A 26,132-nucleotide genomic window follows, 5' to 3' on the forward strand; every position below is an offset into this window, starting at 1 on the left:
TAACACCACAGTGTGGTGGCGATAGCGAGAAGGATACACCTGTAACCATGCCGAACACAGAAGTTAAGCTTCTTAGCGCCGATTGTAGTGAGGGGTTGCCCCTTGTGAGAGTAGGACGTCGCCACGCAAATGGTAAAAACAGATGAGCTGTTAAAGCTCATCTGTTTTTTTTGTATATGGTAATGAGAGTCAACGTTACTTAAATGATTGATTCGATTGCTTCTATCATTTTTAATGGTGAGGTTTTCGGAGCAAAACGCTCGATCACTTGTCCATTTTTGTCGATCAGGAATTTAGTGAAATTCCACTTCACTGCGTTTGTGATCGTCCCAGGAGCTTTTTCTTTTAAATAGGTAAAGAGAGGATCTGTGTTTTCCCCGTTCACCTCAATCAGCTGATGCATCGGAAAAGTAACGCCATAAGTGGCACGGCAAGCTTCAGCTGCATCATGAGCAGAATCGACTTCTTGTTTGAATTGATTGGAGGGAAATCCGAGGATGATTAATCCCTTTGTTTGATATTTCTGATAGAGTTCTTCTAGTTGTTCGAACTGTGGGGCTAAACCACATTTTGTCGCAGTATTGACAATAATAATTGGATGGCCTGCGTATTTATTTAACGAATAGGTAGTTCCATCTTCTAACGTTGCATTGAAATCATAAATAGTCATAGTAAGTCCTCCTAATAAAATTTAAAAAAAGTTCCAAACTCAAAAACATATTCTTGTTTTCAAGTTCGGAACTTTTAGAGAATCGTGCAATAGATCTACGGGATTAAGCTTCGACTTCAGCCCATTCGTCGCGTTTTGCTAAGAATTCACGTGCCAAAGACTGCGCACCTTCCAAGGTATGGCTTGCTGCCCAGCCGCATTGTGTTTCGTTGCTTGCAGGTACTTCAGTTGCTTTTAGTACATCATTCATCGTTTTTTCTAAAACATCTAAGATATCATCATAGCTTTCATGATTTAAAACCGTCAGATAAAAACCGGTCTGGCATCCCATTGGTGACCAGTCAACGATATAATCTGCGTGATTACGAATCAATTCAGCAGTCAAATGTTCAAGGGAATGAAGACTTGGCATCTCCATGTGTTCTTTATTCGGTTGTTTGAAGCGAACATCATATTTGATGATCACATCTCCATGTTCGCCCGTTTTACGATCATCCACACGAACGTATGGTGCTTTTACTTTCGTATGATCAAGATTAAAGCTTTCAACATTCATTCTCATTTTGTAAATCTCCTATCTATTTGTTCATTTGTTTTGTAAATATGCGTGCAAAGTATTCAGCAAATTTACAAAAACATCGATTAAGCTTTTCTACTTGATTCTATCACTTATTTCTTCTGAGTTGTAGCAATCTGAAATGTTTTTTAGATTTTCCTTATAACTATTCGTACTTATTTATGTTTGACAGCTGTAAAAGCTTGAGACAGATCCTCTAATAGATCTTGGCCATATTCGATCCCGACTGAAAGACGAATCAGCCCCTCTTTTATTCCGGCTTCTTCTCGTTTCTCTTTTGGGACAGAGGCATGAGTCATAACTGAAGGAACTTCTACCAAACTTTCTACGCCACCCAGGCTTTCTGCTAAAGTGAACAATTGGAGTGATTCAACAAAAGGAATCGCATCTGCTTCGGTACGCAAAGTGAAAGAAACCATTCCACTAAACCCGCTCATTTGCTGTGCAGCAATGGGATGATTAGGGTGGGAAGCCAGTCCGGGATAATACACAGCATCGACATCAGGATGTTCGGAGAGAAACTTCGCTACAGAAAGAGCATTTTTTTGATGTTCCTCCATTCGGACACTCAGCGTTTTGATCCCTCTTTGCAGTAGCCAGCTATCTTGAGGACCTAATACTGCACCAATGGCATTTTGATAAAATCCGATCGTATCCGCTAATTTTTCATGCCGAGTCGTAACTAGACCGGCGACTAGATCACTGTGTCCACCAAGATATTTCGTGCCGCTATGCAACACGATGTCTGCGCCGATCGTTAAGGGCTTTTGGAAATACGGCGTAGCAAAGGTATTATCGACAATCGTCAATAGGTCATGCTGTTGGGCTAGTTTCACGCTTTCCTTCAAATCTGTGATTTTGAGTAACGGATTACTTGGTGTTTCTAGATAAAGTGCTTTTGTGTTTGGTTGAATCGAATGTTTGATCTGTTCTAGATTGCTCGTGTCAATAATTGTATATTCCAGACCATTTTTACTTAACACTTTGTCAAATAGCCGGAATGTGCCGCCATAGACATCGTCTCCGAGTAAAATATGATCACCATTTTTGAAAAGGGAGAATACTGCGTGAATCCCGGCAAGGCCTGATGAAAAAGCGAAACCACGCACACCGCCTTCCAAGTCAGCAATTAATTCTTCTAAAGCAAAACGGGTGGGATTTCCTGATCTGGAATACTCGTATTGCTTGGGTTGGCCCACACCGTCTTGACGATAGGTAGAGGTTTGATAAATCGGGACACTGACGGCTCCTGTGGCAGGATCTTCGCTAATACCGCCATGGATTAATTTTGTTTGGATATGCATAAATGATTCCTCCTATAAATAGATATTTTTGGAAAGATAACGGTCAGCTGCATCTGGGAAAATGGTGATGACTGAATGACCATCTGGTAGATGCTGTACTTCCTTTAAAGCTGCGGCAAATGCTGCGCCACTTGAACTACCAACGAGCAGTCCTTGTTTCTCAGCTAATTGACGAGTATATCTGAATCCTTCTTCATCAGAGACTGTTTCGAAATGATCGATTGTCAGATCTGAAAGAAAGGGCGGAATGAATTCTACCCCGATCCCTTCGATCTTGTGAGATCCTGGGAGTCCACCATTCAAAATCGATCCCTCAGGTTCAACACCGATCAAACGGATGTTTTCATTTTGTTCTTTTAAATAAGCAGAAGTCCCGGCAAATGTACCGCCGCTACCGATTCCAGCTACAAAACTGTGCAGATTTCTGCCCAGTTCGTTCCATAATTCCGGCCCTAATGTATGATAATAAGCAGCAGGGTTATCGGAATTCTCAAATTGCAAAGGAAGATAGCTGTTTCTGATTTCTTTAGCAAGTGACTTGCTTTTTTCGATTGCGCCCCTGATACCCAATTCGCTAGGTGTATGAATGATTTCCGCACCTAGCGCTTTCATCAATTGCTGTTTTTCGATACTAAACTTTTCTGGTACGACAAAGATCGTTTTTAAATGGAACTGTTGAGCAGCCAAAGCGATTCCAATCCCGGTATTGCCGGCAGTCGGTTCGATAATGGTTGTTTCGTGATCGATTTTTCCATTGGTATAGGCAGTATTTATCAAATATTCACCTAATCGATCTTTGATACTGCCTCCTGGATTCATGTATTCTAGTTTTGCATAAATAGCAGAATTTTTCGGCATGGGATAATCTTTTGCCGTGAATCGATAGAGCGGAGTAGAGCCAATAGCTTCAGTAATTGTCGATATGATCATAGGGACCTCCTAAAAAAGTATAATAAAAAAGGAGCTGACTATTAAATCAGCTCCTTAAAGACACAAGATTGTTGAGTATACGAAAAAAAATAAATATTTTTCGGCTCATTCTTATGAAGGGCAATTAATAGACATGACAAACAGTATGCTGCTTTTACGCACCATACAACAGCAACGATCCAATTGTTTTTGGCTGCTGATTGTCATGTTGGCCCCTCCAATTAAGAATTTTATTAAAAGTATCATGAAAAAGAGAGAAAGTCAAAGGGTAAATGTTAAAAAGAGAGAATCCTCTAGTTTTCTAGCCGGTTGTCTGATACAATAAAGTTGATTATGATAAAGATAAGAAGGAGCAAAAATAATGATCTCAGCAAGTGATTTAAGAGCCGGTATGACATTCGTACAAGACGGCAAATTGATTAAAGTTCTAGATGCAAGCCATCACAAACCTGGTAAAGGAAATACCGTAATGCGTATGAAACTGAAAGATGTCCGTTCAGGTGCAACGTATGATACGACATTCCGCCCAGAAGAAAAATTCGAAAAAGCGCATATCGATACAAAACCAGTGCAATACTTGTACACAATGGATGATACAGCCTTTTTCATGGACTTGGAAACATATGAACAATATGAAATCCCAGTAGAAACTGTAGAAGAAGAAATGAAATATATCTTAGAAAACATGGAAGTAAAAATCCAATTCTTCGGCAGTGAAGTAATCGGTGTCCAATTACCTACAACAGTTGTTCTACGTGTCGTTGAAACACAGCCTTCAATCAAGGGTGCTACAGTGACTGGTTCAGGAAAACCTGCGACAATGGAAACAGGTCTGGTTGTCAACGTACCAGATTTCATCGAAACAGACGAATTGTTAGAAATCAATACAACAGAAGGTTCTTACGTGAAACGCGCATCAAAATAATCTGCTGACGAGTTAGCTGATGAAGAAATACTTTTTGTTAAATTCAGTGTTGAATTTGATAAAAAGTATTTTTTTTGCGTACTCAGCGTATTCTTTTATTTAATATTAAAAAAACATTATAATTGAATTAGTATAAAAAAAGGAATGGGGGTTGAGTAATGGAAAAGCATACGACAAAAGAGACACAGCAAGAAAATGAAAAGGTCAAAAAACAATTGGATTTTGAATCGAATGAAGAATTTTTGCTTGCTAGCCAAAATTGTGTAGCAGCCTTCGATCATTTAGAAATCATTCGGGATGGGAAAGTGATCTGGAGCCAAAAAGCGTATGATTTTTTGGAAGAAGAATGTCCCAATTGTGCCAATCCAAGTTTATGGGAAAATGCACGTTGTAATCATCAAACCGGCTTATTTCGTGTATCCGATCAGATTTTTCAGCTGCGCGGTTTCGATATGGCCAATTTGACTTTGGTGTTGACACCGAACAATAATTGGATCGTTTTTGATACATTGATGAGCATCGAATGCTCTAGAGCAGCCATTGAGTTTGCTAATCTGTGGTTCAATGATCATGGGTATCCTACAGTGGAACAGAACCTGGCGGGCATCGTGATCAGTCATTCGCATGTCGATCATTTTGGCGGGATACGAGGCATCTTCCCAGACTATAACATAGATCCTTCTATCCCAATCTATGCACCTAGCGGATTTACAGAAGCTGCGATTTCTGAAAATCTGATGGTTGGAAAGGCAATGGGCAGACGGGCGGTTTATCAGTACGGCTCTGTACTGGAAAAAAGTCCATTTGGCTCTTTGTCAGTTGGAATCGGTCAAGGACAGTCTACAGGGACGATCAGTTTTGAATTGCCCACATATGAGATCACTGAAAATGAAAAAATAGTGATCGACGATTTAGAATTGGCATTCCAATTGACACCGGGAACAGAAGCGCCTGCCGAGATGAATACGTATATTCCGGCATATGAAGCATTATGGATGGCAGAAAACTGTACGTGCACGATGCACAATCTCTATACACTGCGAGGCGCACAAGTTCGAGATGGAAAAAGCTGGGCGAAATATCTCTTGGAAGCTCAGCAAAAGTATGGACAAAAAGCAAAAATCCTGTTCCATGCACATACATGGCCGCGTTATGCAACAATTGAAGCGCCAGATACCATCAATAGCTATCTGTTCTCTCAGGCTAGATTATATAAAGGAATCCATGACCAGTCACTCAAGGCAATCAATGCAGGCTACACAATCAATGAATTACACGAGCAAGTAAACTTACCGAAAGAATTGACCGAAAAATGGTACTTGCGGCCTTATTACGGAACGATTGCTCATAACAGTAAAGCTGTCTATCAAAAATACATCGGCTGGTATGATTCGAACCCGGTGAATTTGAATCCGCTTACTCCGGAGCTTGAAGCAAAACAAATGGTCAAGTACATGGGTGGTGCAGAAGCGATTTTAGAAAAAGCACACGAAGACTATGAAAGTGGCAATTATCAGTGGGCTGCAAAAATTACGAATATACTGATTTTTGCAGAGCCTGAAAATAAAGAAGCACGAGCGCTTTGTCGGCGTTCGCTGACACAGTTAGGCTATCAGGCAGAATCCGGTGCATGGCGGAATGAATATCTGACTGGCGCAGCAGAATTGAGAGAAGCATATGATCCAGCCAAAAGAGACGCGGCTGATTCCTCCGAATTATCTGCACACATGAATGGCGAAATGCTGCTTGACTACTTGAGTATCCATACTGTTTCCTCAGACAAAGAACAAAAAGGAATCGTAACATTTACAGATGATTGGCAAATGTCAGCTGGTCGTGTCCAATCGATAGATTCAAGCTACTTGCTTGATTACTGGAAAGGGATCTTGACCTACTCACCTATATATGAAACGGATAGTTTCCCTGTGATTTATGAAGGAGAGCGGTTGGACTTTCTGCAACAAATGCTGGACCCGTCAGGAGAGCCAAAAGAATGGTCTGCTCTGTTTCATGTAGAGAAAAATGACTACTTTCATATCATCGAACCATAAAAAATAACCGAACTACTTGAAGTGTTCGCTTCGTCCGTCTAGAGACGAAGACCGGCTGATAGCCGGAGATGTACTTCTTGTGTTCGGTTGTTTTTTTATTTTTCGAACTGAATAAAAATACGAATTTCTCTTTTTAATGAATTTTTTTCCTGTTTTTATGAAAAAATATTGAAATATACTAGACAATTCAGAAAATTTTGTTTAATATTATTCAAATAAAATTCAAATCTCTATCCAATCTGATTCAAATTTAAATTAGAAGAAAGTCATGTTTCGAAAAGAGGGAATAAAGGATGACAGAACTGGAAATAGGTGGTATTCCTGCACGAACGCTAGCAGAAGAATATCAGACACCGTTATACGTATACGACGAAGAAAAATTGAAGAATGGAATGAAGCGATTCAAACAAGGATTCATCTCTCATCATTTTAACACAAAAGTTCTATACGCTTCCAAAGCCTTCCAAACGATCGAAATGCTTCATTTAGTTAAAGAACAAGGTCTTGGTTTGGATGTCGTAAGCGGCGGCGAAATCTATACCGCTTTGGCGGCAAATTTTCCTGAAGAGCGAATCTATTTCCACGGAAACAATAAAACATTGGGAGAATTGACCTACGCATTGAACAACGGACTGACCCATTTTGTTGCAGATAATCTGATGGAAATCGAATTGCTGGAAGCTTTATGCAAGGAGTATTCCAAAAAGATACAGGTCATGTTGCGCCTGAACGTAGGGATCGAAGCACATACCCATGAGTACATCGTAACTGCTCATATTGACTCGAAATTCGGCATGAGCTATGAGAGTGAAGATTGTCAGCAAGCACTTCAACTCATCAAAAAAAGCAGTCATTTACAGTTGGAAGGCTTCCATGCACACATTGGCTCGCAGATTTTTGACCTGACTGCCTGGTTCGCAGAGATCGATCAGTTGATCAGTTATCTAAAGGATTTTGACGAGACACTTTCCTTGAATTTAGGTGGGGGATTTGGCATACGGTATACCGACAACGATAGGCCTCTTCCAATTGAAGATTCCCTGCGGCAGCTGATCCGACATACAGAAGAAACCTTGGAACAGCAGCAGCTGAAAATCAGTCAGCTGATCATCGAACCAGGAAGAAGCATCGTAGGAGAAGCAGGGACAACCCTTTATACGATCGGATTCATCAAAAAAACCCCACACAAGACCTACTATTTTGTCGATGGCGGAATGACTGATAATATCCGTCCAGCGCTTTATCAGGCCGAATACAGCTGTGATATCGCCACAAAACTATCGGAAGAAAAAACGGAGAAAGTAACAGTTGCGGGAAAAATGTGCGAATCGGGCGATATCGTGATCAAAGAAGTCCTTCTCCCAGCTGCGAAATTGGGGGATATTTTAGCCGTTTACGCAACGGGAGCTTATGGCTATTCGATGAGCAGCAATTACAACCGGACTGTTACGCCGGCAGTCGTGTTTGTAGGAAATGGTGAGTCGAGACTAGTCGTTCGAAGACAAGAATACTCAGATTTACTCAAGGGGGAAGTCGCCTATGAACATCCATAAATACAATGGCTGCGGGAATGATTTCCTCCTGTTAGATCATATCGAACATACGGATTATAGTGAATTGGCTAGACGATTGTGCGCAAAAGAATCATTTGATACAGACGGGCTGATCGCTGTGAAAACAGATCCTCTGGAAATGGTTTATTTCAATAAAGACGGTAGCCGAGCGCCTATGTGTGGCAATGGTATCCGCTGCTTTGCCCGATATGTCAGGGATCAGAAACTCATCGAAGCACAGGAATTCATGATTGAGACATTAGCTGGGGCGAGACAAATCCATATACTGGATCAAGATCCTTTTTATTGTGAAGTCGAGATGGGTAGACCAGATTATTCGCCAGAGAAACTTGCAGTAGATCAGCTCTATCCGATTCGAAATCAAATGCTGCAGCTCGGTGATGAAACAAGAAAAGTGACCAGTTTGTTCATGGGAACGATCCATACAGTCGTATTTGTAGAAAATGCAGATGCAGAATTAAGCAAGAAAACAGGTGAAAGAATCTGTCATCATCCTTTATTCAAAGAACGAACAAACGTCAATTTTGTCGAAGTAGTCAACGAACACGAATTGATTGTGCGTACGTATGAAAGAGGGGTAGGCTGGACACTTGCTTGCGGAACTGACTGTTGTGCGGCTTATGTAGCAGCAAAAGAAAATGGGTATATCTCTGAACAGGAGGTCACTGTCCACTTAGCAAAGGGAGATCTGGTCATTTCCGGTGAAGAATCGATCCGAATGGCTGGCCCTGCAATACATGAATGGACAAAACCAATGGAGGGATGAAGATGATAAATGGATCGATTGTGGCCTTGATTACACCGATGGATGAGGAAGGAGAGGTCGATTACTTAGGATTAGAAAAGCTGATTGATTTTCAGCTTGAGGAAAAGACAGATGGCCTGCTCGTTTTAGGGACGACTGGAGAATCACCAACCCTTACAGAAGAAGAGGAAGAGAAGATTCTCCAAATGACTGTAGAAAAAGTGCAAGGGCGTTTGCCGGTCATTGCAGGAGCTGGTACGAACAATACAAAAGAAACGATCAGAAAAGCGCAACGATTTGCTGAACTTGGTGCAGATGCTTTATTAGTGATCACTCCTTATTACAATAAGACAAGCGAAAAAGGATTGCTTGCACATTTCACAGCGATTGCCGACAACGTATCTGTTCCTGTTATTTTGTATAACGTCCCTGCAAGAACAGGTATGACGATTCCCATTCCTGTCCTGGAAAAACTGGCGAGCCACCCAATGATCCAAGGGATAAAAGAAGCCTCTGGAGAGATGGATTATGTCATGGAAGTCGCTCGACTGGTTGATGCGTCCTTCGCGCTTTATAGCGGAAATGACGAGTTGATTGTGCCGATATTGAGCGTTGGCGGAAGTGGTGTGATCAGTGTCTGGGCAAATCTACAGCCGAAGCTTGTCCATGAATTAGTGCAGGATTTCAGTGAAGGAAGAATCTTGGAGGCCAGAGAAAAACAATTAGCTGCGTTACCGCTGATCCGGGCTTTATTCAGTGAAACGAATCCTATCCCCATAAAAGCTGCGATGAAGATATCTGACATGCCTTCAGGACCTTTACGATTGCCGTTAGTCTCTCTTTCAGAAGAGAAATTGGAGCAATTGACGCAGGTTCTACTGAATGAAGGGGGAGTAGATAGATGAAAATCGGGATTATTGGAAATGGAAAAATGGGCGCTGAGCTTCAGGACGCTGCTTTGGAGAAAAGACTTGAGGTTACACTTCCTGACACGGTTCTTAGAGAGGAAGACCAGTTGTCTTTTCCAAGTCAGCCAGATATACTGATCGATTTTTCTCATCCGGACAACTTGGATAAACTCCTATCGTTCAGTTTATCGAACCAGCTGCCTCTCGTTATCGGTACGACAGGCTATACGAAAGAGCAGCTGCAAGCGATAAAAGACCACGCGCAGCATGTCCCCGTACTCTACAGTGCCAACTTTTCTTTAGGGATAATGGTCATGAATCAGTTAGTAGGCCAAGCTGCAGCGCTTTTGCATAATTGGCAGATCGAATTGATCGAAAAACATCATAGTCAAAAAAAAGATGCACCCTCCGGCACAGCAGAACAGTTGCTTCATACCATCCAAAATGTAAGAAATCTGCAGCCGATCCATAACTGGCAAGGAAAAAAAAGAGAAGAGGAGCAAATCGGCGTACACAGTATTCGAGCAGGGTCGTTTCCTGGCGAACATGAAGTCTTATTCGCTGGGCCAGATGAAGTATTTACGATCAAGCACGAAGCTTTTTCCAGCCGGATCTTTGCGCTAGGCGCTTTACAAGCGGCGAGCTGGCTAAAAGACCAGTCACCAGGTTCCTACAAGCTAGAAGATTTGCTAATCAATGAAGGAGTGTAAAAAAATGGACGCAGCAGAAATCATTCATTATATCCAGACAGCGACGAAAAAAACACCTGTGAAAGTTTATTTAAATGTGTCAGAGCCGATCCGATTCCCGAACAGCAAAGTTTTTGGTCACGAAGAGACACTGATCGTTTTTGGTGACTATGAAGACATTGCGCCGGTCCTAAAAGCAGAGGCAGAAAAAATCATCGATGTAGAAATTGAAGCTTTCGCTAGAAATAGTGCGGTCCCTATGCTTGATACTACAGCATTGCATGCTCGGATCGAACCGGGTGCAATCATTCGTGAGCAAGTAGTGATTGGCGATCATGCTGTCATCATGATGGGCGCAATCATCAACATCGGTGCAGAGATTGGCGAGAATACGATGATCGATATGGGAGCTATTCTCGGAGGAAGAGCCATTGTCGGGAAAAATTGCCATATCGGTGCCGGTGCAGTTTTAGCGGGGGTCATCGAACCAGCATCAGCAAAACCAGTCGTGATCGAAGACGGTGTATTGGTAGGGGCGAATGCGGTGATCGTCGAAGGTGTCCATGTCGGGAAAAACGCGGTGATAGCAGCCGGAGCAGTCGTCTTGGAAGATGTGGAAGAAGAGACAGTCGTAGGAGGGATGCCAGCACGCGTATTGAAAATAAGAGATGAACAGACAAAAGAACAGACAGCATTGATTACTGCGCTGCGCGAATTATAGAGGAGATGGAGAAAAATGCGTGAGATAAATACCTGTATCGTCGGAGCAACCGGATTAGTTGGACAAACGATGCTCAAAGTGTTAGAAGAATATGATTTTCCAGTAGGACGTTTGAAGTTATTAGCTTCAAAACGTTCAGCTGGCAAGGTTTGTGTATTCAAGGGGAAGAAACACACTGTACAGGAATTGACAGAAACTTCATTTGAAGGAGATGATTTAGCGCTATTTTCTGCAGGTGCTTCTGTATCCAAAAAGTTTGCGCCAATCGCAAGAAACCAGGGATTAGTTGTCATAGATAACTCCTCGGCATGGCGAGAAGATACGGATATTCCATTGATCGTTCCAGAGGTCAACTTGGAAGACTCTACATTGAACCGACTGATCGCAAATCCCAATTGTTCCACGATCCAAGCAGTGCTTCCTCTTAAAGCGTTGCAGGAAACTTTCGGGCTCAGCCGAGTGAATTATTCGACTTATCAAGCCGTTTCAGGTTCAGGACAAAAAGGGGTCCAAGATTTATATCGTACGAGACAACATGAATCTCCGCTGCTTTATCCGTATGACATCAGCCAAACCGTGATTCCGGAAATCGATGTCCCTTTAGAAAACGGGTATACCAAAGAAGAACAGAAAATGATCAACGAGACACGAAAGATTCTTCATCAGCCAGAATTGCCTGTTTCTGCTACCTGTGTACGTGTGCCAATCGAAAATGGACACGGAGTCTCGGTGGCAGTTCAGTTGAAAAAAGAATTTACGATCAAAGAAGTTAGAGAATGTCTCAATCAGTTTCCGGGGATCCAGTTAGAAGATGATCTGGCTGCACATAAATATCCGACAAGTGTCCTAGCCAAAGGCACGGATACGGTGTATGTAGGAAGGATCAGACGAGACAGCTCTTTAGAAAACGGGTTGCTTTTGTATACGACTGCTGACAATATTCGAAAAGGTGCTGCAGCAAATGCGATCCAGATCGCTTCTGCTTTGTTCCAGCATACGATGGAGGTGATTCGATGAAAGTAGCGAAATTCGGCGGTTCCTCGATGGCGCAGGAAGCACAGTTCAAAAAAGTACGATCAATCATTCTTTCTGATCCGAAACGTCAGGTGATCGTTGTTTCTGCACTCGGAAAACGAACGCCGGAAGATGATAAAGTGACTGATCTTCTTTATCTGATCTACGCTTATCTTCAGCATCACGTTGACTGGACTCCTCTTTGGCAGCGAATCTGTACACGTTTTATCCGCGTAAGAGATATGCTGGAACTCACTTTCCCCCTCGAAGAAGAACTAGCGAAGATACAAAAAAAGCTTGAGAATGAAAAAATGACGAAAGACTATCTGATCAGCAGAGGCGAGTATCTTACAGCTCAGTTGATGGGTGAATATCTCGGTTATTCATTTATCGATGCAAAAGAACTCATTTTTTTCGACTATGAGGGAAACATTGATTACGAACGGACACAACAAGCAGTCATGCAAGCACAAAAACTGCACAAGACGATGATCGTTCCCGGTTTTTACGGAGCGAATCCTGATGGGAAAGAAAAACTGCTTGGTCGAGGGGGCAGCGATATTACAGGCGCTGTTTTAGCAAAATCACTGCAAGCTGAATCCTATGAAAACTGGACAGATGTTTCCGGCATCATGATGGCTGACCCTCGGATTATCGAGTCACCTAAGATCATTGAGGAGATCTCATTTAGAGAATTAAGAGAAATGGCCTACATGGGTGCGAATGTCCTCCATGAAGCAGCTGTATTCCCAGTTCAGGAAGCAGATATCCCCATCCAGATTAAGAATACGAATGACCCTGCGGCACAGGGAACAATGATCTCAAATCAGGAAGTGGAAAAAGAAAATGGACTTACCGGAATTGCCGGTCGCAAAGACTTTCTTTCTATCACATTATTCAAACGGCATATGTCAGATGAGATCGGATTTATTTGGAAAGCGATGAGTATTTTTGCAAAACACGGCATCTCGATCGAACATATCCCTTCTGGCATCGATAACATAGGAGTAGTGGTCTTTGCAGAAGCGATTGCAGATAAGTTGTTCGTGATCACGAAAGAATTGAAAGAAACCCTTGGCGTCGAAGAAATCGAGGTGATCGAGGACTTAGCGTTAGTTTCGGTAGTCGGCGGCCCGCATAAAGAATTGATCGGATTATCTGGCAAAGTACTGTCGATCTTGAATCAGTTGGGCATACGTACTTCGATCCTGTCCCAAGGTGCACAAGAACTGAATCTGATCATCGGCATACGAAATGAGGAATACGAGACAGTTGTCAAAGGAATTTATGAAGGGATGGTGAACCGGCATGCTGGCAGAACATCGAATGGCATTACACCAAATTCCTGAAATCGGGTTTCACGAATTTGAAACAAAAAAATATTTATACGAACAAGTAAAAAACAGTGGGGCCATTATCCATGAAATCGGTGAGACTGGTCTATTATTGTACTTTGATAATCAGCAGACAGAGACAATTGCTTTTCGGACTGATATCGATGCACTGCCGATCCAAGAAGAGACGAATCTCTCCTTTTCTTCTCGGCATGAAGGATATATGCACGCATGCGGACATGATGGGCACATGGCGATGCTTTTAGGACTGACAGATTACATCTCCAAGCATAAAAAGGAGTTAATCTATAATGTTGTTCTGATCTATCAGCCTTCAGAAGAGATCTCAGGCGGAGCGCAAAGCGTCATTCAGTCAGGGTTACTGGAAACATATGAAGTGAGAGCGATTTTCGGTTTCCATCTTTGGCCAGGGCTGCCTAAAGGAAATGTTTTTTCCCGACCTGGTCCTTTGATGGCTCAAAGCAGTGAAACAGACATCATCATCAAAGGCAAGTCCGCACATATTGCTTCGAGTGAAAAAGGGGTCGATAGTCTGGAAGCAGCTGTACGATTTTTGAAGAATGTCTATGATTTTGACCGGCAGTTACCGTCAGAGTGGACTCATCTAATGAAATTTGGCCAAATCCAAGGTGGAACGATCCGAAATATTTTAGCCGGAGAAGTTATTGTATCTGGAAGTATCCGTTCTTACAGTTCAGATATGCAAGATTATTTGAAGAGGGGATTAGCACATTTAGCAGAACAGTTTCACTCTGAAGCTACTATTTCTTTCCGTTATAATGACGGCTATCCAGCTGTGATCAACCATAGAGGATTGTATGCAGCATTGTCGGACTCAAACAAACTACATGAATTAGATGAACCAGTTCTTCAAGCCGAAGATTTTGGCATATATACGCAACAATATCCATCTGTATTTTTCTTTTTAGGTGTCGGTGATACACCTGCTTTGCACGATCCGACTTTCGATTTTGACATGGATGTTTTAGAAAATGGAGTAGAATGGTACAAAACAATTCTTTTTACAGAAAATCTTCTTGAAAAAATCGACAGCAGTTCAAAAGAGGAGCGAGCAAATACTTATGAATTTATCCAATCGATTTAGTCCCAGACTTTCTAGAATAGAAGTATCGAAAATACGTCGTTTCGATCAGCAAATCTCAAGTATCCCGAATATCATCAAATTGACTTTAGGAGAACCGGATTTTCAGACACCAGCACCTGTCAAAGAAGCAGGGATCGAAGCAATCAAAGCGGACTATTCCCATTACACAGGGATGAGAGGATTAGAACAACTACGTGAAGCAGCCTGTCTGTATCAGAAAAAGCGATACGGACTGATCTATGATCCAGAAACAGAAGTCCTGACAACAGTCGGTGCGACAGAAGCCATAGCCGCTTCGTTAATGGCGATCTTAGAAGAAGGGGACAAGGTGTTGATCCCGGCGCCTGCGTATTCCGGTTATCAGTCGCTGATTGAATTAGCTGGTGCCGAACTGATTTTCCTCGATACTTCTGAGACTGATTTTCTTTGCCAGCCGGAACAGTTTGAAAAAGCATTTGAACAGTATGGCTCAAAAATAAAAGCTGTGATCCTGAATTATCCTAACAATCCGACAGGCACTGCTCTATCCAGAGAACAGCTGAAAAAAATCGCTGATGTCCTGAAAAAACAGCCAGTATTTGTGTTAAGTGATGAAGTATACGCGGAGTTGTCCTATACATTCATTCATGCCTCCATCGCTTCTTACTTACCTGAACAGACGATCGTTGTGAGTGGCTTGTCTAAATCGCATGCGATGACAGGTTGGCGGATCGGGTTTATTTTTGCACAGAAACAGCTGATCGACGAAATCGTCAAAGTCCACCAATATCTTGTCACTGCTGCCACAACCATTTCGCAAAAAGCGGCGATTGAAGCTTTGTCAAACATGGAAGATAGCGAAAAAATGAAAGAACACTATCGTCAACGAAGAGATTACCTGACTGCGCGATTACGTGCTTTAGGATTTGCTGTTTCTCAACCAGATGGTGCCTTTTATCTGTTTTGCAAGATCCCTGATAAGCTACAAAATGATTCGTGGCAGTTTTGCTTAGACTTAGCAGAAAAAGCCAAAGTCGCTTGTATACCTGGCATTGCATTTGGACAAGAAGGAGAAGGGTATATCCGTGTTTCTTATGCCAGCAGTATGGAACAGCTTCAGGAAGCATGTAGCCGGATCGAAGGATTTTTGATGAAGTGAAATATATAGAATAGGGAAGAGTCTGGAACGAAAGTAGGTTCCAGGCTCTTTGCGTTTTTTACGTTCTTACCGCTTGATGCAGAACAGCTTTTTCACAACCTCTTTTCAAAAAATTAAAAACTATTTGTTTTGTTTCGAACATGAAATACAATTTAAGTAATGGCAATCAAGGCTAGTTCCCCACACTTTTTACTTGGATAATCAGCAGAAAGGAAGGTGCTATGATGTTTTTCCTGTTTCTTATGATTTTTTATTTGTTTCTTTTATGTCTGTGGCTGTTGATAGCAGCTCTTGCATTCCCTGAGATCACTGTTTATTTGATTATCTTCTCACTTGCGCTATTCAATCCATATAAAGTAGGAGCGTGGCAATCAGAACCTTTTGCTACAGTATATACTGCAGCCGAGTACTTTCATCATAGCCTGCCTGAGCTGCATCTTGGCTTGAAGCTTGTGGTCCTTTTGAGTATTCCGTTAATCTATCTGATGCTACTGAGTCTGATTCGATATAAATCATTCTATCCGCTGCAAGTCATGGGCGTGTTCGTGAATATCCTGACCGTATTTTATTTGATGGAATCTTTTCTTGCATTCGATCAGGTTTGGACATTCGTGCTGGCAATCCCAGTATCACTGCTTACTGTCAGTGCGCGAACGCTTGTCTACCAAAAATTGAACGCTTTTTTTTCAATCGAATGGCAGTCCTCTCATTTCCGTCGAAGAAAGAAACAGCCAGATCCTGAAGAACCGCAAGAAGAAAGCCAAGAGAAAACAGTTGATGACGAACCTATACAAGAAGAGGAACCCTTCGATCCTGAAGCTTACTTCCGATTGATCCTCGGTGTCAGCGAAAACGCGACAAAGGAAGAAATCAAGCAAGCCTATCGACAAAAAGTCATGAGATACCATCCAGATAAAAGTACGGAAGAAAATGCTAAAGAAAAATACGAAGAGATCATCGAAGCTTATCGACATCTCAAGTAATGCTCGCTGATCAGGTAGCACGAAAGCAGGATCTATGTGCCTTTCTCCCGCCTTTTTTATGGAAACCCGCTATAATTGAGATATAACGAACAAGTGAGGAGAGAAAAAGGATGTTCTTTACGATAGCGCTCAAATTAGTGTTTGGCTTGATGGGATTGTTACTGGTTGTTCGGTTGTTGGGAAAAAAATCAATGTCTGAAATCACCCCGTTTGATTTGGTTTACACACTGGTATTAGGCGGGATCCTGGAAGAATCTACTTATGATGACAATGTACATGTAGGACATGTCTTGTTTGCGATCGCGTTATGGGCGCTCATGATTTTTGGGATCGAAAGGATCGTACAGAAAAATGAAAAGGTCAATCGCTGGGTCAAAGGAGAGCCATCTGTCTTGATCAAAGACGGTGTATTGAATATGGCAGAACTTTCCAAAAACCACATCGAAATGGAGCAGCTGCGGGCAATCTTAAGACAGCAAGGCTGCTTTTCTCTTGAAAATGCCAAACATGTCGTACTAGAAAATGCCGGACAAATGAGTGTATTGAAAAAATCAGAGGATGATAAAGCCTTGTCGATCTTACTGATCGATGAAGGGCAGATCCAATATTCTGTTCTTCGATCGAATCAATTGGAGGAAAGCTGGTTACGAGAACATCTGAAAAAAGAAGGACATGAAACGGTAGAAGATCTGCTTTATGTGGAATGGTCTGAAGAAAAAGGCTTTTACAGCGTCACAAAAGATGAAATCCTCCATACTGCTTATCGTATCGATGGTTGAGTAAAGGATCACGGACAGCTTGGTTCAAACCAGCCTGTCCGTTTTTTTATATAAATGAGCAAATGCGTTTCCTTTGATTTATAACAAGGTCAATGGTAAGTTTAAACTGTTTAGAATAATTATAAACAATGTTCGAGGAGGGTTTATCTATGGAAAAAACACAAGTTATTATTGTAGGTGCATCACATGGTGGGCACCAGTCAATTTTGGAATTATTGTCCCGATATGGAGAAGATGTCGAAATCACATTATTCGAATCAGGGGATTATGTCTCCTTTATGTCTTGTGGTATGGAATTATATTTAGAAGACCAAGTCACAGATGTAAACGATGTTCGTAATTTTAGACCAGAAAATTTCCCGCAACCCAATGTCCACATTTTAAATAACCACGAAGTAACAGCTATCAACGCAGAGAAAAAAACAGTCACTGTAAAAAGCGCTTCAGATGACCAGACAAAAGAATTCCCTTATGACAAATTGATTTTGAGCTCAGGCGTCACTCCAAATGCCTTGCCTGTACCAGGAACGGATTTGGAAAACGTCTATTTGATGCGCGGATATAACTGGGCAACAAAAATCAAAACAAAACTAGAAGATCCTTCTGTGAAAAATGTTGCAGTAATTGGTGCCGGCTATATCGGGATCGAAGCAGCGGAAGCCTTTCGTAAAGCAGGAAAAGAAGTCACACTTCTTGATGTGATCGACCGCCCATTAGGTACTTATCTTGACTCAGAAATGACAGATATTCTTGCCAAACATTTATCTGACAATGGGATCAAGGTCATGACAAATGCGAAAATCGAAGCGTTCACAGGGGACGAAAAAGTCGAAGCAATCAAAACGAGTGACCAAGAAATACCAGCAGATCTAGTGATCCAGGCAGCAGGGGTCAAAGCGAATACCGAATGGCTGAAAGGAACAGTCGATTTGGACGAACGCGGCTGGATACAGACCAATGAATACTTGCAGACAAACCTTCCTGATGTCTATGCAGTAGGTGATGCGACACTAGCCTATTCGATCCCGGCACGTAAAAAAATGCCGATCGCTTTAGCTACTGTGGCAAGAAGAGAAGCGCGTTATGTGGTACAGCATCTCTTTGAAAAGATCCCAAGCAAGCCATTCGGCGGAGTTGTCGGTTCTTCTGCATTGAGTGTGTTCGACTATCACTTTGCTGCAAGTGGACTGAACAGCTTTACCGCTGCGAAAGCTGGCATAGAAATCCGTTCAGCATATTATGAAGACACGTTGCGACCTAAATATGTACCAGAAAAACACGGCAATACAAAAGTGTCCATCCAGTTGTTCTTTGATCCGATGACACATCAGATTTTAGGTGGAGCAGTTTTGTCTGATTATGATATCACGGCACAAGGAAACGTCTTAGCACTTGCCGTTCAGAAAAAATTGACAGTAGAAGAACTGGCAGAAGCCGACTTCTTCTTCCAGCCAGGATTCGACCGTCAATGGAGCATGCTGAATCTGGCAGCACAGCAAGCACTAGGGGAAGAGCCATTTGTAGAATGATCGATCCCGAATGAGGATTTAAAACGAGAGGCGGAGGTGTGACAAAGGTCTTGTCACGCCTCCTTTTTCCGAATAAACGGTGTTCCATCTGCTAACCTTCGATATTAGCTCATAAAAATGTAAAATATGGGGAGCTATTTTACATTTTTTCTCTCTAATAATCAGGTCAAAACGCTGATTTCACAACCTCTGATTCACGGTGTTCCAACTGCTGCTTTTCGGTAATAAGCTCACTGAACAAGAAAATATGAGGAGCTATTTTCTGTTCAGTGCTCTTATTACTCAAAGCAGAGCGCAGTTTTCACAACCTCATACACGGTGTTCCAGAAGTAGCTTCTTCGAAAATAAGCCGAAATTTCACAAAAATTTAAGAAGCAATTTTCGTAAATTCCTTCTTATTTCTTGAAGCTGCCCACTTCTGTCACAACCTCCCTTTTTTATGCAAGATCAAACCATTTTCTGGTTTCTTTCAGCTCGATATGTCTGACATCTTCCCACATTATAGGGTGTTGGTCGATCACGAAGCAGTCATCGTAGGCTTCACCGATGAAGTTTCCCTCAATGTCATCTAGTAATCTACCGAAATCATCCTTCAGATTCAGCTGGATAGTGACGGGTTTACGGGACAAGAATGCTTCGGTCAATATATGGTCGATCTCATGAAGGGTCATCTGTGGTTTAGGGAGAGGATCTTTCTGAGCTTCTTGTTCGTTTTGTCTGATTCCTCGCATCAATTCCTCCATCGCAAAAGCAGTGCCCCATTTCAACCCAAACGGCCGGTCGCGGTATTCATTATAGTCGATAAAGATTTTCGCTGTGCGTCGTCTCATTTTGGTTCTCCTCCAATCCGCTCATCCCGCCTGCATGTCCGCCGACGAGTGAACTGCGAGCGATGGCTCTTCCGCCTTGAAGAAGACTATGTGCGTGGATGATCGATTTGAAGCCGTATTTTTTTCTGATCGTATCTACGACAAAATCGACTTTTTCGTCATTGATCTGCTTTTTTGGATCTTCAAAAAGATTCAGCTGCAGACCGGTCGCGTAAACGAGATCAGAACAGTTGACGCCCAAACGCCGGATGTCTTGTTGTCGGTAATGGTGATCGAAGAGCTGCAATAAAACAGCAGCCAGCTCTTTACTAGAATTTGTCGGTTCGATTTTCACTTGCTGATGGAAGCCTGTTTTTCCTGCGGGATCTGTGTAACCTAGCGAAAAACCGACCCAAAGGCTAACGACTTGTGCTTTGGCGCCTAAACGCCGCAGACGAGTTCCTACCTGATCTGCCATCTCTTTGATGACGATCTCGATCTCTTCTCTTCGTGTATAATCTCTGTCTAAAATCTGGCTATTGCCGATACTTTTGGATTTTGGGCTATATTCTTGTCCCAAAAAACTGCGATCGATCCCCCAAGCATGGGCGTAAAGCTGCGCGCCGATCACACCGAGACGGCTTTTCAATCGATAGTAATCAGCGTGTGCCAAATCGTAAACTGTGTGGATGCCCATTTGTTCTAGCCGTTTCGCCGTACGTTTGCCGATGCCCCAGAAATCAGTGATGTCTGCGATACGCCATAACGTATCCGGTACATCTTCGTATCGCCATTCTGCGATCCTTTTTTTTCCATCCTTCGATCCATTGTCCAAGGCTAATTTAGCAAGCAGCGGGTTGTCCCCGATCCCTACAGTCGTGTAGATTCCTGTTTGTTCCAGCACATCCTTGCAAATAAGCGCAGCCATTTCGTAAGCAGTAGACTTACCGAAGAGCGCCATACTGTTCGTCACGTCAAGAAAACTTTCATCTACAGAATAGACGTGATGATTGGATTCGTCTGCGTATTTCTTATAGATATTGTTGATTTCTCTATTTTTTTCCATATAATAAGCCATTCTTGGCGCAGCGATATGCAGGTCTTCCGGGTAGGGGAAAGGCAGATCTCTAGCTCGACTGATATTGGTGATCCCGTAAGCTTCTTTCGCAGCAGGGCTAGAGGCCAAGATCAATCCGCTGCCGCGTTCTTCGATCGAATCAGACGGGTAAGACATCACGACAAGCTTGGCTGTCAACGGATCAAGGTTACGGGCGACACATTCTACTGAGGCATAGAAAGACTTGCAGTCGATGCACAAGATATCTCTGGAAGGTTCCTTTTCATAGATAAAATAAGGATTTTTATTTGCCCACATAACAAAACCACCTCTACATAATTAGAACACACGTTCGCTTTTTGTGTCAACAAAAAAATAGCAGTTCGCAAAAGTCAGTGTAAAACCAACTCTTGCAAACTGCGGATGGATCGTTCCGTTCATTCAATGAATGCGAAATGTTTGATGCTTTTCAGTATTAAACGTGGACAGCTTCTGGATCGATCTTGGTTGTGCCGTTTCCAATATGTGCGACATAAAATTCAGGTGCATAACCCACGGTTTCCATGTATTCGTCGTATACATTATTTTTGAAACTTGGGATCTTATCTTCCTTGACGAGCGCAATGGCACAGCCGCCGAATCCAGCACCTGTCATACGTGCGCCTAAGACACCTTCTTGTTTTTGAGCGGCATCGACCAATGTGTCTAATTCGATCCCTGTTACTTCATAATCATAACGAAGCGAGTGGTGAGAGTCATTCAGCAATTGTCCGAATGCTTCCAGATTCCCTTTTTCCAATTCTGATTTTGCTTCTAAAGTACGCTGGTTTTCAGTGACTGCATGGCGAGCACGGCGGATCAATGTATCATCTGCGATCAAATCAGTGTTTGCTTCGAATTCTGCTTCGTTTAAATCACCCAATGCAGTGATGTCTAATCTTTTTTTCAGACGTGCCAGCGCTTCTTCACATTCGCTGCGTCGTTCGTTATATTTCGAATCGGCTAATTCACGGCGTTTATTGGTATTCATGATCACAACGGCATAATCGCCAAGCTTCACTGGGACCATTTCATATTTCAATGTATTGGTATCAAGCAAGATCGCTTTGTCCAATTCACCAAAGCCGATAGCGAACTGATCCATGATCCCTGAGTTGACGCCGATAAATTCATTTTCCACTTTTTTACCCGTTTGTACCAGTTCCAGACGATCCGTCGTCAAGTCGAATAGATCTTCTAATACGACACCGACAAGCAATTCTAAAGAGGCACTGCTAGAAAGTCCGGCGCCATTCGGGATCGTTCCTTCTACTAATAATTCAAATCCGTGATCGATCGGATGACCAGCTTCTTTCAGTTTCAATACCATTCCTTTGACGTAATTCGCCCAGTTGGCTTTTTTGTCATAGTCTAATTCATCTAGTGTGAAGCTGATGACGCCGATATCGTCGAAGTTGGTCGAATAAACTAAGATTTTGTCATCTTCCCGAGAAGCTGCGACGCCTTGTGTACCATAAGTGATAGAGGCAGGGAAGACATGACCGCCATTGTAGTCAGTGTGTTCGCCGATCAGATTGATACGACCAGGTGAAAAATATTGTGCAGTTGGTTTAGGACCGAAGATTTCGGCAAATTTAGTATTCAGGCTTCGTTTGATTTCCATAGTTAAAGATCCTCTCTTGTTTCGATTTTGAATTCAGTAGTTGTTTCAAAAGGTACATGTGGCAGCAAACGGATCGAACCAAATCCAGGATATTGTTCGGCTCCTGGTGCGGTCTGTGTTTCGAAAGTGATCCCGCCGTGGTTTGCCAGTTTTTTTCCATGCATAACAGGTGTATCCTCGCCGAAGTTGGCTGTGAAAATAACGACACTTGAGGCATCAGTCGACAGGATGATTCGCACTTTTTTATCTGGACTAGTCAAGCAGGCAGCTGGTTTGTCCAATCCAGATTCTTTCAAGAAGAAAGGATGGTCGATCCCCTCAAATAAATTTTTCTGCTCGAAGTCACTGGCAAATACAGTAGCCAGATTTTTTGCTTTGCGAAAATCAAATGCAGTTCCCGCTACTTCCTGCTGCTCGCCAGTAGGGATGCTGTCAGAGCGCAAAGGAGCGAATTTTTCACTGTTGACCCAAAGCTCATGCTGATCGACAGGTTGTGAAACATCGCCACACAGATTGAAATAGACATGGTTTGTCGGATTGAAAATCGTTTCACGATCACTGATTCCTCGCGTGGTGATCCGCCAAACATTTTCTTGGGTCAATGTGTATCGGACTTCGACATCTAAAGTCCCGGGAAAACCATGTTCCATATCTGGACTAGTAGTAGTGAAGAGGACGGAAGCTTCGTTTTCGCCATTCAGTAGAACATAAGACCATTTTTTTGATTCAAATCCGGGAGAACCGCCATGAAGCGCGTGACCAGTAGCTGGATCGACTGCTGCTTGATAAGTTTTGTCTCCCAAGGTAAATCGGCCGTTTTCGATTCTTCCGGCTGTTCGGCCAATCGTGGCACCGATATAGGGGTCTTTTTCCAGATATTCGCTAGCAGAATCGAATCCCAAGATCAATTCTGCATTATCTGCTTTGAGACTGACGATTCTGGCACCTAGATCAGTGACGGAGAGGGTGACACCCTGTTCGTTTTCTAAAGTGATCAAGTGGTAATCCTGACCGAATGATTGTTCTGTCATCTTCATTTATATACGATCCTTTCTTAGTGCTGAGGAACAATGAGATCATCGTGAATGTCTTCTTCGACGTGATCAGTCGTTGTTAATTTGTTTTCTAATTCTTCCACGATCTGTGCATGTTTCTTTTCTGTCAAGGTGATTTTCCAGGCAAAAATGATAGCTGAGAAGATCATCAATGCTGCAGGTGCATAAAAGGCATAAGCTTTGAAAGTAGCTACACCATGTGTGGTGATATCAGCAGCAGTCGCATTTCCAGTCATTCCAGAAGCAATGGCTACGAACCCTACGATCCCATTTGACAATGCACCGGCGATCTTGTCTAGTAGCGGACGAATCGATAATGTGACTGCTTCATTGCGGATGCCGTTTTTCCATTGTCCGTATTCAACAGAATCTGTGATCGTCATCAGTGCAGATAAGAAAATCAATTGTTGCGGGAAGTAGAACAAAACTAAACCGATGATGACGACTGGCAAACTTGAACCAGCAATTGTAAAGAAAAAGTAGGAAGAGATCATCATCGTGATGCCGCCCAGATAAACATAGCGGCGGGAGATCATACGAGTCAAAGCTGGAAACAGCGGTACAGCGACTAAACCAAGTAAAGCAGCAACCAATCCGACGATCCAGAATTCAGTTGGTTGTCCTAACACATACTTGAAGAAGTAGAACAAGACAGCAGTTGTTGCTACATTCGCGATGGCATAGGCGATATAAGCCAGAGCTAGCCACATCAACTGGTCATTTTGAGCGATGGCTTTGAACACGTCTTTGATTCCAGCTTTTTCATTTTGTTGACGGATCGCTGTATCCACTTCTTTTGTGCCTAGCGCTGTAAGGATCGCTGTTCCACCTGAAATCACTGCAGCGATCACGCCGAACCAGAACCAGCCTGAAGCGCCTTCAATATGTTTATGCGTAACAAGGTAAGTAAAGAAGGTTACGATTGGTACAACAACCAGTGTCGTCCCATTTGCGCCTAACGATGAACCGAAACGAGCGAATGTCGCATATTTTTCGCGTTCTTTCGTTTCTGTACTCAATGCAGGGATCATCGACCAAAAAGCGATATCCTTGAAGGAATAAAAACTGTCCAACAGAATGAAAACGATTGCAAATAAAATGATAAATAATGTCGTATTATGCGTAGCTAATCCAAAGAAATTGGTAAAGATGACGATCAGTAATAAAGAGCTCACAACACCGCCGATCACAAGCCAAGGCTTGAATTTTCCGTATTTCGTACGAGTATTGTCAATAATTCCTCCAATCAGCGGGTCGAAAATGATCTCCACCAGACGGATACCGACCACCAGGCTAGTAACAGTGGCGATCATTTTGGCTGTTGTTGCTTTATCTGCACCTGCGAACATCTGACTTGTGACAAAGACCATGAAATAAGTGCTCAGTGTAACGTAGAAGGTATCATGCCCGAAAGCCCCCAAAGCATAAGAGATACGCTGCATCATTTTGTTTTTCATAATTTATATTCCTTTCCTGTTAAATATACAATAAAAAGTGAACCGGTTACAATGAATAGCAAAGATCTTTTAATATCTTCAATTTACCAAGAAATCGCTTCCTTTTTAACGTATTTCTGTGACTTTTATTTAACGTTTTGTTGCATTATACTAAGAGAGGAAAGGAGTGGTTTGATGGAACAAGCGATTTTTCTGAAAAAAGAACACCAGCAATTGGATAAGAAACTGTATTTTGATTTTTGCGGCTTCTCCAAGACCTTGCCCTTTCATTCCTTTGGTCCTGCGATCCGTCAAGATTATATTCTGCATATCGTTATGGAAGGAAAAGGAACTTATCATGTCAAAAACAAACAGTACCATTTGAAAAAAGGTGATTTGTTTTTGATCCGGCCGGGAGATTCGACTTTTTATCTAGCTGATGCAGAGGAGCCGTGGATCTACTTCTGGCTTTCTTTTGGAGGACCAGAAGCAGATGAGATCATCCGGCATTCGCTATTTAAAGAAGACAAATATACGATGATCTCCTCGAATATCCAGAAATATATTGATATTATTTTGGAATGTATGAATTATTCTCCCGAAAGTTTAGCTAATGAACTTTATTTGAATTCGCTTACTTATCGTTTTTTAGCAGTTCTGCTGGAAGATGGCGGGAAAATCAGTTTAGGCGAACAAAAGGTGTACTCTCCTTTAGCCGTAGAGACGGTCAAGTATATCGGGGAGCATTATGCTGAACAGCTCACAGTTGAGGGGATCGCAAAGCATTTAGCTGTCAATCGGAGTCATTTATCTCGAGTGTTTCACAATCATATGGGCACAAGCATCAAGGAATATATGATCGGCGTTCGGATCAATCGTGCAGCATTCCTGCTTTCTCTAACGAATGAATCAGTTGAGAATATCGCCTATCAGGTTGGCTTCAACAGTCTGGTCGTCTTCAGCCGCATGTTCAAAAAAAGTACAGGAGAAACAGCAACGAGTTACCGCAAACGCATGAAAAACGAGGACCTCAAGAATATCACGCTAGAATCCCTGAAAAAGCAATTAGAAAAACAAGCGGTCGTCTCCTGGTCCACTTAACTACAGAAAAAAGC

General features: G+C 42.4%; 24 protein-coding genes and 1 rRNA gene. 16 read left to right on the forward strand and 9 right to left on the reverse strand.

Annotated elements, in window-relative coordinates; translation table 11 throughout:
- Positions 1-11: 11 nt before the first annotated feature.
- Positions 12-127: ribosomal RNA gene (gene rrf / locus G7Y42_RS08745) — 5S ribosomal RNA — on the forward strand.
- A 72-nt stretch (positions 128-199) separates the two neighbouring features.
- Here rrf and G7Y42_RS08750 read toward each other — a convergent pair.
- The 4 genes from G7Y42_RS08750 to G7Y42_RS08765 form a co-directional block, all read right to left on the reverse strand.
- Positions 200-670, reverse strand: coding sequence for a glutathione peroxidase (locus G7Y42_RS08750; RefSeq protein ID WP_165037986.1), 471 nt, complete (start codon positions 668-670; stop codon positions 200-202).
- Between the two features lie 103 nt (positions 671-773).
- The gene (locus G7Y42_RS08755; protein ID WP_165037988.1) at positions 774-1,232 is read right to left on the reverse strand and encodes an S-ribosylhomocysteine lyase; all 459 of its coding nucleotides are present in this window, start codon (positions 1,230-1,232) and stop codon (positions 774-776) included.
- A gap of 170 nt (positions 1,233-1,402) precedes the next feature.
- Positions 1,403-2,551 carry a cystathionine gamma-synthase gene (locus G7Y42_RS08760; protein ID WP_165037990.1) on the reverse strand — a complete coding sequence of 383 codons (1,149 nt, stop codon included), beginning with the start codon at positions 2,549-2,551 and terminating at the stop codon, positions 1,403-1,405.
- 12 nt (positions 2,552-2,563) lie between these two features.
- Complete coding sequence (locus G7Y42_RS08765; RefSeq protein WP_165037992.1) at positions 2,564-3,481, reverse strand: cysteine synthase family protein; 918 nt, start codon at positions 3,479-3,481, stop codon at positions 2,564-2,566.
- Between the two features lie 361 nt (positions 3,482-3,842).
- On the opposite strand from G7Y42_RS08765, the gene efp reads away from it, so the two are divergent.
- The 14 genes from efp (at position 3,843) to G7Y42_RS08835 (ending at position 18,997) form a co-directional block, all read left to right on the forward strand.
- Complete coding sequence (gene efp, locus G7Y42_RS08770; RefSeq protein ID WP_165037994.1) at positions 3,843-4,406, forward strand: elongation factor P; 564 nt, start codon at positions 3,843-3,845, stop codon at positions 4,404-4,406.
- Positions 4,407-4,564: 158 nt separating this feature from the next.
- Entirely contained in the window at positions 4,565-6,457 is a 1,893-nt protein-coding gene (locus G7Y42_RS08775; protein ID WP_165037996.1) for an alkyl sulfatase dimerization domain-containing protein, read from the forward strand.
- A gap of 293 nt (positions 6,458-6,750) precedes the next feature.
- Entirely contained in the window at positions 6,751-8,010 is a 1,260-nt protein-coding gene (lysA, locus tag G7Y42_RS08780) for a diaminopimelate decarboxylase (protein ID WP_165037998.1), read from the forward strand.
- Positions 7,997-8,797, forward strand: coding sequence for a diaminopimelate epimerase (gene dapF, locus G7Y42_RS08785; RefSeq protein ID WP_165038000.1), 801 nt, complete (start codon positions 7,997-7,999; stop codon positions 8,795-8,797). Before lysA ends, dapF begins: the two co-directional genes overlap by 14 nt.
- 2 nt (positions 8,798-8,799) lie before the next feature.
- Positions 8,800-9,681: a 4-hydroxy-tetrahydrodipicolinate synthase gene (gene dapA, locus G7Y42_RS08790; protein ID WP_165038002.1), complete on the forward strand. Its 882-nt coding sequence runs from the start codon at positions 8,800-8,802 to the stop codon at positions 9,679-9,681.
- Complete coding sequence (dapB, locus tag G7Y42_RS08795) at positions 9,678-10,394, forward strand: 4-hydroxy-tetrahydrodipicolinate reductase (protein WP_165038004.1); 717 nt, start codon at positions 9,678-9,680, stop codon at positions 10,392-10,394. Before dapA ends, dapB begins: the two co-directional genes overlap by 4 nt.
- A 4-nt stretch (positions 10,395-10,398) precedes the next feature.
- A complete protein-coding gene (gene dapD / locus G7Y42_RS08800) occupies positions 10,399-11,094 on the forward strand; it encodes a 2,3,4,5-tetrahydropyridine-2,6-dicarboxylate N-acetyltransferase (RefSeq protein WP_165038006.1) in 696 nt (231 codons plus the stop codon).
- A 15-nt stretch (positions 11,095-11,109) separates the two neighbouring features.
- Positions 11,110-12,111 carry an aspartate-semialdehyde dehydrogenase gene (locus tag G7Y42_RS08805; protein ID WP_165038008.1) on the forward strand — a complete coding sequence of 334 codons (1,002 nt, stop codon included), beginning with the start codon at positions 11,110-11,112 and terminating at the stop codon, positions 12,109-12,111.
- The gene (locus tag G7Y42_RS08810) at positions 12,108-13,457 is read left to right on the forward strand and encodes an aspartate kinase (RefSeq protein WP_165038010.1); all 1,350 of its coding nucleotides are present in this window, start codon (positions 12,108-12,110) and stop codon (positions 13,455-13,457) included. The genes G7Y42_RS08805 and G7Y42_RS08810 overlap by 4 nt, the downstream gene beginning before the upstream one ends.
- Entirely contained in the window at positions 13,417-14,568 is a 1,152-nt protein-coding gene (locus G7Y42_RS08815) for a M20 family metallopeptidase (RefSeq protein WP_165038012.1), read from the forward strand. Before G7Y42_RS08810 ends, G7Y42_RS08815 begins: the two co-directional genes overlap by 41 nt.
- Positions 14,546-15,706 carry a pyridoxal phosphate-dependent aminotransferase gene (locus tag G7Y42_RS08820; RefSeq protein ID WP_165038014.1) on the forward strand — a complete coding sequence of 387 codons (1,161 nt, stop codon included), beginning with the start codon at positions 14,546-14,548 and terminating at the stop codon, positions 15,704-15,706. The genes G7Y42_RS08815 and G7Y42_RS08820 overlap by 23 nt, the downstream gene beginning before the upstream one ends.
- Positions 15,707-15,930: 224 nt before the next feature.
- A complete protein-coding gene (locus G7Y42_RS14915) occupies positions 15,931-16,689 on the forward strand; it encodes a DnaJ domain-containing protein (protein ID WP_206215480.1) in 759 nt (252 codons plus the stop codon).
- A 110-nt stretch (positions 16,690-16,799) separates the two neighbouring features.
- Positions 16,800-17,468, forward strand: a complete 669-nt coding sequence (locus G7Y42_RS08830) for a YetF domain-containing protein (RefSeq protein WP_165038016.1) — start codon at positions 16,800-16,802, stop codon at positions 17,466-17,468.
- 149 nt (positions 17,469-17,617) lie between these two features.
- On the forward strand, positions 17,618-18,997 hold the full coding sequence (locus tag G7Y42_RS08835; protein ID WP_165038018.1) for an FAD-dependent oxidoreductase: 1,380 nt from the start codon (positions 17,618-17,620) through the stop codon (positions 18,995-18,997).
- Positions 18,998-19,434: 437 nt separating this feature from the next.
- Here G7Y42_RS08835 and G7Y42_RS08840 read toward each other — a convergent pair whose 3' ends face one another.
- The 5 genes from G7Y42_RS08840 to G7Y42_RS08860 form a co-directional block, all read right to left on the reverse strand.
- The gene (locus G7Y42_RS08840) at positions 19,435-19,827 is read right to left on the reverse strand and encodes a hypothetical protein (RefSeq protein WP_165038020.1); all 393 of its coding nucleotides are present in this window, start codon (positions 19,825-19,827) and stop codon (positions 19,435-19,437) included.
- Positions 19,790-21,181, reverse strand: coding sequence for a Y-family DNA polymerase (locus G7Y42_RS08845; protein WP_165038022.1), 1,392 nt, complete (start codon positions 21,179-21,181; stop codon positions 19,790-19,792). Before G7Y42_RS08845 ends, G7Y42_RS08840 begins: the two co-directional genes overlap by 38 nt.
- 157 nt (positions 21,182-21,338) lie before the next feature.
- Entirely contained in the window at positions 21,339-22,526 is a 1,188-nt protein-coding gene (locus G7Y42_RS08850; RefSeq protein ID WP_165038024.1) for a galactokinase, read from the reverse strand.
- Positions 22,527-22,528: 2 nt separating this feature from the next.
- Positions 22,529-23,563, reverse strand: a complete 1,035-nt coding sequence (locus tag G7Y42_RS08855) for an aldose epimerase family protein (RefSeq protein ID WP_165038026.1) — start codon at positions 23,561-23,563, stop codon at positions 22,529-22,531.
- A 17-nt stretch (positions 23,564-23,580) separates the two neighbouring features.
- A complete protein-coding gene (locus G7Y42_RS08860) occupies positions 23,581-25,038 on the reverse strand; it encodes a glycoside-pentoside-hexuronide (GPH):cation symporter (protein ID WP_165038028.1) in 1,458 nt (485 codons plus the stop codon).
- A 174-nt stretch (positions 25,039-25,212) separates the two neighbouring features.
- On the opposite strand from G7Y42_RS08860, the gene G7Y42_RS08865 reads away from it, so the two are divergent.
- The gene (locus G7Y42_RS08865) at positions 25,213-26,118 is read left to right on the forward strand and encodes an AraC family transcriptional regulator (protein ID WP_165038030.1); all 906 of its coding nucleotides are present in this window, start codon (positions 25,213-25,215) and stop codon (positions 26,116-26,118) included.
- Positions 26,119-26,132 lie beyond the last annotated feature (14 nt).

The sequence above is a fragment of the Enterococcus sp. ZJ1622 genome (assembly GCF_011038845.1).
Taxonomy (GTDB): domain Bacteria; phylum Bacillota; class Bacilli; order Lactobacillales; family Enterococcaceae; genus Enterococcus_B.